This is a genomic window from Klebsiella sp. HMSC09D12, assembly GCF_001808475.1.
Taxonomy (GTDB): Bacteria; Pseudomonadota; Gammaproteobacteria; order Enterobacterales; family Enterobacteriaceae; genus Klebsiella; species Klebsiella oxytoca.
This window is the reverse complement of the sequence record NZ_KV793442.1, coordinates 8082-20661: the sequence shown is the minus strand read 5'-3', so window position 1 is coordinate 20661 and position 12580 is coordinate 8082. Positions and strand designations below refer to the sequence as shown.

General features: G+C 55.4%; 12 protein-coding genes. 9 read left to right on the top strand and 3 right to left on the bottom strand.

Translation table 11 applies throughout. The annotated features are described in order from the left end of the window. The first annotated feature begins 1 nt into the window (after position 1). Entirely contained in the window at positions 2-1372 is a 1371-nt protein-coding gene (gene purB / locus HMPREF3178_RS08315; RefSeq protein ID WP_004101184.1) for an adenylosuccinate lyase, read from the top strand. A 49-nt stretch (positions 1373-1421) separates the two neighbouring features. Here the strand turns inward: purB and HMPREF3178_RS08310 are convergent, their stop codons facing one another. Continuing rightward, positions 1422-2636 carry an MFS transporter gene (locus HMPREF3178_RS08310; RefSeq protein ID WP_017146108.1) on the bottom strand — a complete coding sequence of 405 codons (1215 nt, stop codon included), beginning with the start codon at positions 2634-2636 and terminating at the stop codon, positions 1422-1424. Positions 2637-2737: 101 nt separating this feature from the next. Here HMPREF3178_RS08310 and HMPREF3178_RS08305 point away from each other — a divergent pair, with 101 nt between their 5' ends. The 4 genes from HMPREF3178_RS08305 to HMPREF3178_RS08290 all read left to right on the top strand — a co-directional run bounded on the left by HMPREF3178_RS08305 (position 2738) and on the right by HMPREF3178_RS08290 (position 6614). Beyond that, complete coding sequence (locus HMPREF3178_RS08305; protein ID WP_017146109.1) at positions 2738-3184, top strand: winged helix-turn-helix transcriptional regulator; 447 nt, start codon at positions 2738-2740, stop codon at positions 3182-3184. An 84-nt stretch (positions 3185-3268) separates the two neighbouring features. Beyond that, positions 3269-3943 carry a two-component system response regulator PhoP gene (gene phoP / locus HMPREF3178_RS08300; protein WP_004101181.1) on the top strand — a complete coding sequence of 225 codons (675 nt, stop codon included), beginning with the start codon at positions 3269-3271 and terminating at the stop codon, positions 3941-3943. Beyond that, positions 3940-5406: a two-component system sensor histidine kinase PhoQ gene (gene phoQ / locus HMPREF3178_RS08295; protein ID WP_017146110.1), complete on the top strand. Its 1467-nt coding sequence runs from the start codon at positions 3940-3942 to the stop codon at positions 5404-5406. Before phoP ends, phoQ begins: the two co-directional genes overlap by 4 nt. An 86-nt stretch (positions 5407-5492) precedes the next feature. After that, a complete protein-coding gene (locus HMPREF3178_RS08290) occupies positions 5493-6614 on the top strand; it encodes a ribosomal protein uL16 3-hydroxylase (RefSeq protein ID WP_004101179.1) in 1122 nt (373 codons plus the stop codon). Between the two features lie 47 nt (positions 6615-6661). Here the strand turns inward: HMPREF3178_RS08290 and pepT are convergent, their stop codons facing one another. Then, positions 6662-7891, bottom strand: coding sequence for a peptidase T (gene pepT, locus HMPREF3178_RS08285; protein ID WP_004101177.1), 1230 nt, complete (start codon positions 7889-7891; stop codon positions 6662-6664). Positions 7892-8148: 257 nt separating this feature from the next. Between pepT and potA the strand changes: the two genes are divergently transcribed. The 4 genes from potA to potD are packed head-to-tail and all read left to right on the top strand — an operon-like array spanning position 8149 to position 11951. Continuing rightward, entirely contained in the window at positions 8149-9285 is a 1137-nt protein-coding gene (gene potA / locus HMPREF3178_RS08280) for a spermidine/putrescine ABC transporter ATP-binding protein PotA (RefSeq protein WP_004101175.1), read from the top strand. After that, positions 9269-10126: a spermidine/putrescine ABC transporter permease PotB gene (gene potB, locus HMPREF3178_RS08275; RefSeq protein ID WP_004101173.1), complete on the top strand. Its 858-nt coding sequence runs from the start codon at positions 9269-9271 to the stop codon at positions 10124-10126. The genes potA and potB overlap by 17 nt, the downstream gene beginning before the upstream one ends. Continuing rightward, positions 10123-10908 carry a spermidine/putrescine ABC transporter permease PotC gene (gene potC / locus HMPREF3178_RS08270; RefSeq protein ID WP_004101171.1) on the top strand — a complete coding sequence of 262 codons (786 nt, stop codon included), beginning with the start codon at positions 10123-10125 and terminating at the stop codon, positions 10906-10908. Before potB ends, potC begins: the two co-directional genes overlap by 4 nt. Beyond that, on the top strand, positions 10905-11951 hold the full coding sequence (gene potD, locus HMPREF3178_RS08265) for a spermidine/putrescine ABC transporter substrate-binding protein PotD (RefSeq protein WP_017146111.1): 1047 nt from the start codon (positions 10905-10907) through the stop codon (positions 11949-11951). The genes potC and potD overlap by 4 nt, the downstream gene beginning before the upstream one ends. Before the next feature lie 50 nt (positions 11952-12001). Here the strand turns inward: potD and HMPREF3178_RS08260 are convergent, their stop codons facing one another. Then, positions 12002-12283 carry a hypothetical protein gene (locus HMPREF3178_RS08260; protein ID WP_004101168.1) on the bottom strand — a complete coding sequence of 94 codons (282 nt, stop codon included), beginning with the start codon at positions 12281-12283 and terminating at the stop codon, positions 12002-12004. Positions 12284-12580: the final 297 nt, after the last annotated feature.

The following is a 12580-nucleotide window of genomic DNA, read 5'->3' as shown; positions in this document are numbered from 1 at the left end:
TATGGAATTATCCTCACTGACCGCCGTTTCCCCAGTCGACGGCCGCTACGGCGACAAAGTCAGCGCGCTGCGCGGTATCTTCAGCGAATTCGGTTTGCTGAAATTCCGCGTTCAGGTAGAAGTGCGTTGGTTGCAAAAACTGGCCGCGCACGCAGCGATCAAGGAAGTTCCTGCTTTTGCTGCCCACGCAAACGGTTACCTTGATAAAATCGTCGCCGATTTTAGCGTAGAAGATGCAGAGCGCATCAAAACTATCGAGCGCACCACCAACCACGACGTCAAAGCGGTTGAGTATTTCCTCAAGGAAAAAGTCGCCGACGTGGCTGAACTGCACGCGGTCTCCGAGTTTATCCACTTTGCCTGCACCTCCGAGGACATCAACAATCTGTCCCACGCGCTGATGCTGAAAACCGCTCGCGACGAAGTGATCCTGCCATACTGGCGCAAGCTCATCGACGCGGTGAAAGAGCTGGCGGTACAGTATCGCGATATCCCACTGCTTTCCCGTACTCACGGTCAGCCGGCTACGCCGTCCACCATGGGTAAAGAGATGGCCAACGTCGCTTACCGTATGGAGCGTCAGTATCGTCAGCTGAACCAGATCGAAATCCTTGGCAAAATCAACGGCGCGGTGGGTAACTATAACGCCCATATCGCTGCCTATCCGGAAGTTGACTGGCATCAGTTTAGCGAAGAGTTCGTGACTTCTCTGGGCATCCAGTGGAACCCGTACACCACCCAGATTGAGCCGCACGACTATATCGCCGAGCTGTTCGACTGCGTCGCCCGCTTCAATACCATCCTGATTGATTTCGACCGTGACGTGTGGGGCTACATCGCGCTCAACCATTTCAAGCAGAAAACCATTGCTGGCGAAATCGGCTCCTCAACCATGCCGCATAAAGTCAACCCGATCGACTTCGAGAACTCCGAAGGCAACCTCGGTCTGGCCAACGCGGTTATGCAGCATCTGGCAAGTAAACTGCCGGTTTCCCGCTGGCAGCGTGATCTGACCGACTCCACCGTGCTGCGCAACCTCGGCGTGGGCATCGGCTACGCGCTGATCGCCTACCAGTCAACCCTGAAAGGCGTGAGCAAGCTGGAGCTGAATCAAGACCGTCTGCTGGATGAGCTGGACCACAACTGGGAAGTTCTGGCCGAGCCGATCCAGACCGTCATGCGTCGCTACGGCATCGAGAAGCCGTACGAGAAGCTGAAAGAGCTGACCCGCGGCAAGCGCGTCGATGCCGAAGGCATGCAGCAGTTTATTGACAGCCTGGCGCTGCCGGAAGATGAAAAAGTTCGCCTCAAAGCCATGACCCCGGCTAACTACATCGGCCGCGCGACCACGATGGTTGACGAACTGAAGTAAGCCTTTCGACCCTCTTTCCGCCGGGAAAGAGGGTTATTTTTCCTCCCTCTCATCTGCTCGTCGTCATCCCCCGGGTTATTAACCAGAATAGCAGCGCCAGCAGGCTAACTGATGCTCCCAGCAGGCAGACGCCTTGCCATCCTGCGCTGGCATATACCGCAGTCGTACTTATCGCTCCCAGCGCGCTGCCGAGGGCATAAAACAGCATATACAAACCGACCAGTCTGCTGTGCGCCTCAGGACGGCGACGGAAAATCATGCTCTGATTAGTGACGTGCAGCGCCTGGCCGCCGAGATCCAGCATGACAATGCCAATCAGCAGTGCCGCTGGCGACCATGCCATCAGTGATAAAGGCCACCACGCCATCAGCAATATCACCAGGGCCGCGGCGCTGGTGCGCTGGGCATATCCGCGGTCGGCCCATTGACCAGCGCGACCTGCCGCCAGTGCGCCGATCGCGCCCACCAGGCCGAGGGCGCCAATCTCGGTATGAGAAAAGCTAAAGGGTGGCGCGCTTAACGGCAAAACTAACGCGCTCCAGAAGATATTGAACGCGGCAAACATCAGTAATGCCAGCATGCCTCGCACCTGCAGGTTTTTCTCCTGACGCAGCAGCGCCAGCATGGATATCAGAAGCTGGGGATAGCTCAGTGGGCGCGATGCAACCGCCAGTACCGGCAGACGACGCCACAGGGGAAGCGCGATGCCCAACATTAGCAAAGCGGCAAAGATATATACCCCACGCCAGCCGAACAGATCGCTGATGCTTCCCGAAAATACCCGCGCCAGCAGCAATCCAATAAAGACCCCGCTTTGCGCTGCGCCCACTACCCTGCCCTGTTCAGAGGGGGCGGCCGCGCTTGCGGCATAAGCAATCAACCCCTGCGTCATGGCGGTACCCAGCAGACCAACGGCAAGCATGCTGGCTAACAGCATTACTGTCGATGTTGCCAGACTGACGGCAAATAGCGCAGCGATCAGTAATATCACCTGCGTCGCCATCAGGCGGCGGCGATTCAGCCTGTCTCCCAGCGGTACCAGCAATAACAAAGCCAGCGCGCAGCCAAGCTGAGTTGCCGCGATCGCGCCACCGATCGCGGCGTGGCCGATCGCAAAATCGTGCGCCAGGGCATCAAGGAGCGGTTGTGCGTAATAAACATTTGCCACGCTCAGGCCGCTGGCGATAGCAAACAGCAGCACCAGACTACGCGGCATGACCGTTGGCGGCCCCTCTGGCGATGGCGATAATAATGTCGCTTTCATCCTTCCCCCCTGGAGCATTCTGGTTTCAAAACAAAACTCATTGCAGTCTGGAGCATGAAGTTTTAAAATGCAACTAGTTTGCCATCTCCTCAGGAGCGCCTGTGTCCTCATCAGAAAACAGGGAAAACACAACCTGCCCCGTCGCCCGAAGTGTGGATATTATCGGCGACCGCTGGTCGCTGTTGATTGTGCGCGATGCCTTTGATGGCACCAGTCGCTTCAGCGATTTCCAGCGAAGCCTTGGTATAGCGCGTAATATTCTCTCCGACCGTCTGCACAAATTGCTAAACTCGGGTATTCTCACTACCCAATCCGCCTCAGACGGCACGGCCTATCAGGAATACGTACTGACGGAAAAAGGCCAGCGCTTGTTCCCTGTCGTCGTTGCGCTACGCCAGTGGGGAGAGCAGCATCTCTTTGCCGATGGCGAACGCCACTCGGTACTGATCGATAAACGTACGCAGCGCCCGGTTCCCGTGATGACGCCGATGGCCGAGGACGGATTACCGTTGAATTTTCATGAGGCTAAGGTACAAAAAATTAAATAAAATTCTTTATTTAACAGCTGTTTATATTAAAGGTGTATAATTAGCGCTAAGCTATTCAAATCATAAATAAAATGGAGAACGGGCATGCGCGTACTCGTGGTTGAGGATAACGCTCTGCTGCGCCATCACCTGAAAGTTCAGCTACAGGAGCTTGGCCATCAGGTAGATGCGGCGGAAGACGCAAAGGAAGCGGATTACTATCTGGGTGAACACGTTCCGGACATCGCCATTGTCGATCTTGGCCTGCCGGATGAAGACGGCCTCTCGCTGATTCGCCGCTGGCGCAGCCACGACGTATCGGTACCGGTTCTGGTCCTCACCGCGCGCGAAGGCTGGCAAGATAAAGTCGAGGTGCTGAGCGCCGGAGCGGATGACTACGTCACCAAGCCGTTTCACATCGAAGAGGTCGCCGCGCGTATGCAGGCGCTTCTGCGGCGCAACAGCGGCCTCGCATCGCAGGTGATCTCAATACCGCCATTCCAGGTAGATTTATCGCGTCGCGAGCTGTCGGTTAATGACCAGCCCATCAAGCTTACGGCGTTTGAATACACCATTATGGAAACCCTGATCCGTAACCGGGGCAAAGTAGTCAGCAAAGATTCATTGATGCTGCAGCTCTATCCCGACGCCGAGCTGCGCGAAAGCCATACCATCGATGTGCTGATGGGACGATTGCGTAAAAAAATCCAGGCTGAGTATCCGCAGGATGTGATTACCACCGTGCGCGGCCAGGGCTATCTGTTCGAACTGCGCGGATGAAAGGGCTGTTGCGGCATATTTTACCGCTATCGTTACGCGTCCGCTTTCTGCTGGCGACGGCCGCCGTGGTGCTGATCCTGTCGCTGTCTTATGGCATGGTCGCGCTGGTCGGCTATAGCGTAAGCTTTGATAAAACCACCTTCCGCCTGCTGCGCGGCGAGAGCAACCTGTTCTATATGCTGGCAAAGTGGGAAAACAACGCCATCGACGTTGATATTCCCGACAACCTCAATATGCAAAGTCCGACGGTGACGCTGATTTACGACGCTCACGGTCGGTTATTATGGGCGCAGCGCGATGTTCCCTGGCTGGTGAAGCGTATCCAACCGGAATGGCTCAAAAACAACGGCTTTCATGAAATTGAGGCCGACGTGGACAGCAGCAGCATGCTGCAGCACAACAATCATGAGATCCAACAGCAGCTGAATGCCATTCGGGAAGAGGACGACAGCTCCGAAATGACCCACTCGGTGGCGATCAATATCTATCCGGCCACCAGCACCATGCCGCAGCTCAGCATCGTGGTTGTCGACACCATACCGGTGGAGCTCAAGCGCTCGTATATGGTATGGAGTTGGTTTATCTACGTACTGGCGGCCAACCTGCTGCTGGTGATCCCGCTTTTGTGGGTGGCGGCATGGTGGAGTTTGCGCCCTATTGAATCGCTGGCCAAAGAAGTGCGCGAACTGGAGGAGCATCACCGTGAACTGCTCAATCCCAACACCACCCGGGAGCTTACGCGGCTGGTCAGCAACCTCAACCGCTTGCTGAAAAGCGAACGCGAGCGTTATGACAAATACCGCACTACCCTGACCGACCTGACCCATAGCCTGAAAACGCCTCTCGCAGTGATGCAGAGCACCTTACGCTCCATGCGCGGCGAGAAGCTCAGCGTCAACGAAGCAGAGCCGGTAATGCTGGAGCAGATTAGCCGTATCTCGCAGCAGATCGGCTACTACCTGCACCGTGCCAGCATGCGCAGCGGCGGGTCGCTGCTGAGTCGCGAGCTGCATCCCATCGCTCCGCTGCTCGATAGCCTGACCTCGGCGCTGAATAAAGTTTACCAGCGCAAAGGCGTGAATATTAGCCTGGATATTTCGCCGGAAATCAGTTTTGTCGGCGAAAAGAATGATTTTATGGAAGTGATGGGCAACGTGCTTGATAACGCCTGCAAATACTGTCTGGAATTTGTCGAAGTCTCCGTCCGTCAGACCAACGACAACCATTTACACATCCTTGTAGAGGATGATGGTCCCGGGATCCCCCACACGATGCGCAGCGCGGTATTCGATCGCGGCCAGCGCGCCGACACGCTGCGTCCCGGCCAGGGCGTGGGGCTCTCCGTCGCGCGAGATATCGTTGCCCAGTACGATGGCCGAATTCTCGCCGAAGAGAGCCTGCTCGGCGGCGCCTGCATGGAAGTTGTTTTTGGCCGCCAGGCCCTGGAAGATAAAGAGAGCTAAAACAGTCGGTTTTTTAACGGCGCCTGCATCATGCTGGTGCCGCATCCGTTATAATCCCTGACAGACACCTGCTGTGGAATATAAATATGGATTATCAATTAACGCTTAACTGGCCCGACTTTATCGAACGCTACTGGCAAAAACGCCCGGTAGTGCTGAAACGGGGCTTTGCTAATTTCGTCGATCCGTTAAGCCCGGACGAGCTGGCCGGACTGGCGATGGAGAGCGAAGTCGACAGTCGCCTGGTCAGTCATCAGGACGGTAAATGGCAGGTCAGCCACGGTCCGTTTGAGAGCTACGACCATCTGAGCGAAAATAACTGGTCGCTGCTGGTACAGGCGGTCAATAACTGGCACCAGCCGACGGCGGCGCTGATGCACCCGTTCCGCGCCCTTCCCGACTGGCGCATCGACGATCTGATGATCTCGTTTTCCGTTCCGGGAGGCGGCGTCGGCCCGCATCTCGACCAATACGACGTGTTTATCATTCAGGGTACCGGTCGCCGCCGCTGGCGCGTGGGCGAAAAGGTGCCGATGAAGCAACATTGTCCGCACCCGGACCTGCTGCAGGTTGACCCGTTTGAAGCCATTATCGATGAAGAGATGGAGCCAGGCGATATTCTGTATATCCCGCCGGGGTTCCCGCACGAAGGCTACTCGCTGGAAAACTCGCTCAACTATTCGGTCGGCTATCGCGCGCCTAACGCCCGCGAGCTGTTCAGCGGCTTTGCCGATTATATTCTGCAGCGTGAACTCGGCAGCCAGCGCTACGCCGACCCGGACGTGCCGTCGCGCGAGCATCCTGCGGATATTCTGCCCGTCGAGCTGGACCGCCTGCGCGATATGATGCTGGGTTTAATTAATCAGCCAGAGCACTTTAAGCAGTGGTTTGGCGAATTTATTACTCAGTCCCGCCACGAGCTGGACGTGGCGCCGCCGGAGCCGCCGTACCAGCCGGATGAGATTTACGATGCCCTGCAGCAGGGGGATAAGCTGACACGTCTCGGCGGCCTGCGCGTGCTGCGAATTGATGGTGAGGTGTTCGTCAATGGCGAGAAAATTAACTCTCCGCACCGCCCGGCGCTGGACGCGCTGGCAACCCACCTGACGCTCAATGCAGAGCATCTTGGCGATGCGCTGGAAGATCCCTCCTTCCTCGCCCTGCTGGCCGCGCTGGTCAACAGCGGCTACTGGTTCTTTGAGGACTAAGTCTTCGGTTCGCCCGGTAGCGGCTAACGCCTTACCGGGCCTGTACGTTACGCGCCTCGTTTTGCCGTTAGCTCGGCGATGCGCACAATCACCTGCACCGCCTTCTCCATGCCTTCGAGCGTCACAAACTCATGCTTGCCGTGGTAGTTATAGCCGCCGGTAAACAGGTTCGGGCACGGCAGACCCATAAAGGAGAGCTGGGCGCCGTCGGTACCGCCGCGAATCGGCTTCATCTGCGGATCGATTTGGCAATCCACCATCGCCTGACGGGCAATCTCCACCACGTGCGGATGCGCCATCACCTTCTCATGCATATTGTAATAGCTGTCTTCGATGACCAGCTCAATATAACAATCCGGATGCAGCCCTTTGCCGACCTTTTTGGCGATCTCCATCATTTTGCGCTTGCGGGCTTCAAACTGCTTACGGTCAAAGTCGCGGATGATGTAGTGCATGTCGGCGCGATCCACCGTGCCTTTGATACTGGCCAGATGATAGAAGCCCTCATAGCCTTCGGTGGTTTCCGGCGCTTCGTCAGCAGGCACCTCGGCATGGATACGCGCCGCCAGCGACAGGGCATTGACCATCACCCCTTTCGCGGTGCCGGGATGCACATTATTGCCCACGATCTTAATCGTAACCGACGCGGCGTTAAAATTCTCAAACTCCAGTTCGCCCACGCCGCCGCCGTCGACGGTATAGGCCCAGCGGGCATCAAACGCGGCGACATCGAAATGCTTCGCCCCTTTGCCCACCTCTTCGTCTGGCGTAAAGGCCACGCGGATATCGCCGTGGGGAATCTCCTTCGCCTTCAACGTCGCCAGCGCGGTCATGATCTCCGCGATACCGGCTTTATCATCGGCGCCGAGCAGCGTTTTACCATCGGTGGTAATCAGCGTCTGCCCCAGCAGCTGGTGCAGTACCGGGAACATCACCGGCGAAAGCACCTCATCGCCAATACCGAGTGCGATATCACCGCCGCGATAGTTTTCTACGATCTGCGGATTGACGTTCTTGCCGCTGAAGTCAGGCGACGTGTCGACGTGGGAAATAAAGCCAATCGCCGGAATATCGCCCGCAACGTTAGCTGGCAGGGTGCCCATGACCGTCCCTTTTTCACTCAGCGTCACGTTCACGAGTCCCATTTCTTCAAGCTGCGCCTGAAGCAGCCGTAACAGCTTCCACTGTCCTTCCGTGCTCGGTACCTGCCGCACGCCAGGCTTCGACTGCGTGTCCAAAGAAACGTACTGCAAAAAACGCTCAAGCAATTTATCCATGTAGCCACCCTCTTCTTTTGTGACAACATTATTGATAAGCCGGAAAAGACAAATATTGCGTCAGGTCATTTTTAGCCCGGCAAATGAGAATTTAATACATTTCGAACGATAATGTTGTAAAGGTAGCTCATCATGGCGCATCAATCATTGGCGATTACAGGCGTTTGCCGTAGAATGCTCGGCCTTATTATTTTATGTGCAAACCCAAAGGTGGTTAACCACAAACCCCGCATCGGTAAGCTTTCCGCTGCGTCTACATGGGACAGAGTCAAAAATTGAATATACAACCGCGTTCGCGTTCTCCGCTAGTTCAGCTGACGGAAATTCGCAAAAGCTTTGATGGTAAAACGGTAATCTCCGGCCTCAATCTGACCATCAACAACGGTGAGTTTCTCACCCTGCTTGGCCCCTCTGGCTGCGGTAAAACAACCGTTCTTCGTCTTATCGCCGGACTGGAAACCGTCGATAGCGGCCGAATCCATCTCGAAGATCAAGATATCACCCATATTCCGGCGGAAAACCGCCACGTGAACACCGTCTTTCAAAGCTATGCGCTCTTTCCGCACATGACGGTGTTTGAGAACGTCGCCTTCGGCCTGCGGATGCAGAAAACCCCGGCGGCGGAAATCGCTCCCCGCGTCCACGACGCCCTGCGAATGGTGCAGCTTGAAGAGTTCGCCCAGCGCAAACCGCATCAGCTTTCCGGCGGACAGCAGCAGCGCGTGGCGATTGCCCGCGCGGTGGTTAACAAACCGCGCCTGTTGCTGCTGGATGAATCCCTCTCAGCGCTTGATTATAAACTGCGTAAACAGATGCAGAACGAGCTGAAGGCGCTGCAGCGTAAACTCGGCATCACCTTCGTCTTCGTCACCCACGATCAGGAAGAGGCGCTGACCATGTCCGACCGTATCGTGGTGATGCGCGATGGCAAAATCGAGCAGGACGGCACGCCGCGCGAAATCTATGAAGAGCCGAAAAACCTGTTTGTCGCCAGCTTTATTGGCGAAATCAACATCTTCAACGCCACGGTCATCGAGCGGATTGACGAGCAGCGGGTGCGTGCCAGCGTAGAAGGCCGCGAATGCAATATCTACGTCAACTTCGCCGTTGAAAAAGGCCAGCGGCTCAACGTGCTGCTGCGCCCGGAAGACCTGCGCGTTGATGAGATCCACCACAGTAATGAAGCCGATGGCCTGATAGGCTATATCCGCGAACGCAACTATAAAGGAATGACGCTGGAATCGGTGGTCGAACTGGAAAACGGCAAAATGGTCATGGTCAGCGAATTCTTCAATGAAGACGACCCTGATTTTGACCACTCTCTCGACCAGAAAATGGCCATTAACTGGGTAGAAAGCTGGGAGGTTGTGCTGGCCGATGAAGAACACCAGTAAATTCCAGAATGTGGTGATTGCCACCATCGTGGGTTGGCTTGTGCTGTTTGTCTTTCTGCCCAACCTGATGATTATCGCCACCAGCTTTCTGACCCGCGACGATACCAACTTCGTCAAGCTGGTCTTTACGCTGGATAACTACGCGCGCCTGCTTGATCCGCTCTACTATGACGTGCTGCTGCATTCGTTGAATATGGCGTTCATGGCGACCCTGGCCTGTCTGGCGCTCGGCTACCCTTTCGCCTGGTTTCTGGCAAGGCTGCCGGAGAAGGTACGCCCGCTGATGCTGTTTCTGCTGATTGTGCCGTTCTGGACCAATTCGCTGATTCGTATCTACGGACTGAAAATTTTCCTCAGCACCAAGGGCTATCTGAACGAATTTTTACTATGGCTGGGCGTCATCGATACGCCGCTGCGCATCATGTATACGCCATCGGCGGTCATTATCGGCCTGGTCTATATTCTGCTGCCGTTTATGGTGATGCCGCTCTACTCCAGCATCGAAAAGCTCGATCGTCCGCTGCTGGAAGCGGCGAAAGATCTCGGCGCCAATAAACTACAAACCTTTATCCGCATCATCATTCCGCTGACCATGCCGGGCATTATTGCCGGCTGCCTGCTGGTGATGCTTCCGGCAATGGGGCTGTTCTACGTGTCTGACCTGATGGGCGGCGCGAAAAACCTACTGATTGGTAACGTCATTAAGAGCCAGTTCCTCAACATCCGCGACTGGCCGTTCGGTGCGGCGACCAGCATTACGCTAACGCTGGTGATGGGCCTGATGCTGCTGATTTACTGGCGCGCAGCGCGTTTACTGAATAAAAAGGTGGAGCTGGAATGATCGGTCGACTGCTGCGCGGCGGCTTTATGACCGCTATTTACGCGTATCTCTACATTCCCATTATTATCCTGATCGTTAACTCGTTTAACAGTTCGCGCTTCGGCATTAACTGGCAGGGTTTTACCACCAACTGGTATAGCCTGCTGATGAATAACGACAGTCTGCTGCAGGCAGCGCAGCACTCGCTGACCATGGCGGTGCTGTCGGCGACTTTCGCTACGCTTATCGGATCGCTGACCGCCGTCGCGCTGTACCGCTATCGCTTTCGCGGCAAGCCGTTCGTCAGCGGGATGCTGTTTGTGGTGATGATGTCCCCGGATATCGTGATGGCGATTTCGCTGCTGGTGCTGTTTATGCTGATCGGTATTCAGCTGGGATTCTGGTCGCTGCTGTTTTCCCACATCACCTTTTGCCTGCCCTTCGTGGTGGTCACGGTGTTTTCGCGCCTGAAAGGTTTTGACGTGCGGATGCTGGAAGCAGCGAAAGATCTCGGCGCCAGCGAAATGACGATTCTGCGAAAGATCATTTTGCCGCTGGCGCTGCCCGCGGTGGCTGCAGGGTGGCTGCTGAGCTTCACCCTGTCGATGGATGATGTGGTGGTCTCTTCGTTTGTAACCGGGCCGGGCTATGAGATCCTGCCGCTGAAGATCTATTCGATGGTCAAAGTTGGGGTATCGCCAGAGGTCAATGCGTTGGCGACGATTCTGTTGGTTCTGTCGCTGGTGATGGTCATTGCCAGCCAGATAATTGCACGTGATAAAACTCAGGGGACGTTAAAATGAAAAAATGGTCACGCCACCTGCTCGCTGCGGGCGCTCTGGCAATCGGGATGAGCGCCGCGCACGCGGACGATAGTAAAACGCTCTATTTCTACAACTGGACCGAATATGTCCCGCCGGGGCTGCTGGAGCAATTCACCAAAGAGACCGGCATCAAGGTGATCTATTCGACCTACGAGTCGAACGAAACCATGTATGCCAAGCTCAAAACCTATAAAGACGGCGCTTATGATCTGGTGGTACCTTCCACCTACTTTGTCGACAAAATGAGTAAAGAGGGCATGCTGCAGAAGATCGATAAGAGCAAGCTGAGCAACTTCGGCAATCTCGATCCTGAAATGCTCAATAAACCGTTCGACCCGAATAACGATTACTCTATTCCGTACATCTGGGGCGCGACGGCCATCGGAATCAATAGCGATGAGATCGATCCGAAAACCGTTACCAGCTGGGCGGATCTATGGAAGCCAGAGTATAAGAGCAGCCTGCTGCTGACCGACGACGCGCGCGAAGTGTTCCAGGTCGCGCTGCGTAAACTGGGCTACTCCGGCAATACTACCGATCCGAAAGAGATTGAAGCGGCCTATAACGAGCTGAAAAAACTAATGCCGAACGTCGCGGCGTTCAACTCCGATAACCCGGCGAACCCGTATATGGAAGGCGAGGTAAATCTCGGCATGGTGTGGAATGGCTCCGCGTGGGTTGCGCGTCAGGCCGGTACGCCGCTGGAAGTCGTGTGGCCAAAAGAAGGCGGCATCTTCTGGATGGATAGCCTGTCGATTCCGGCCAATGCCAAAAACGTCGACGGCGCGCTGAAGCTGATCAACTTCCTGCTGCGCCCGGAAGTGGCCAAACAGGTTGCAGAAACTATCGGTTACCCGACGCCAAACCTGGCCGCGCGTAAAATGCTGAGCCCGGAGGTCGCCAATGATAAATCACTCTACCCGGACGCCGCGACGATTCAGAAAGGCGAATGGCAGAACGATGTCGGCAGCGCCAGCACGCTTTATGAAGAGTATTATCAGAAGCTAAAAGCGGGTCGTTAATCATCTCACAGGCCGGGTAGCATTTCCCGGCCTCTTCGGGAGGACCGCCGCTAGCTTCTCAGCGGATGTATTCTCGACTTTATTAGCGCTTCCTCAACGTCAAAATCGGCCAGCGAATAGTTGGTCGCCACCAGATAAAATCGTCCATCCTGCGCCGGATATTCATGTACTTTGTAGTTCGCCATTTTCGGCTGCGCAGCAGAAGCATCTCCCCTGCCGGAACCGGCGGCGTATTTCGAACGGACCCGCAGAGAGTGGCTTTTAATATCCCGATGGATTTCGCCGTGATGCTCGTCGCCGAGGATCAGGTAGTCAACATACTCAGTGGCCATGGTGTTATTCCTTCTCTGTTGTCCGAGTTAAGAAACATGCCACAAATGTCTGTCTGATACTGTTTTGTTAATCACAACGTTACATATATGTGAAATAGACAATCAACATTATAACGGCCCTCCCACCAGACAGCGATGAGGGGCCGGATTTTAACGGTCGAAAATAACAACAGTGCTTTTACTCTGGCAACCGCGTTGTCTACGGTGAAGCCAGATTCTTTTCCCGCTGGCGGTGCCGCGCCGCCCCCGGGAAGGGGGAAAGGACTACAGCAGCGCTTTCGCTTTCGCGACAACGTT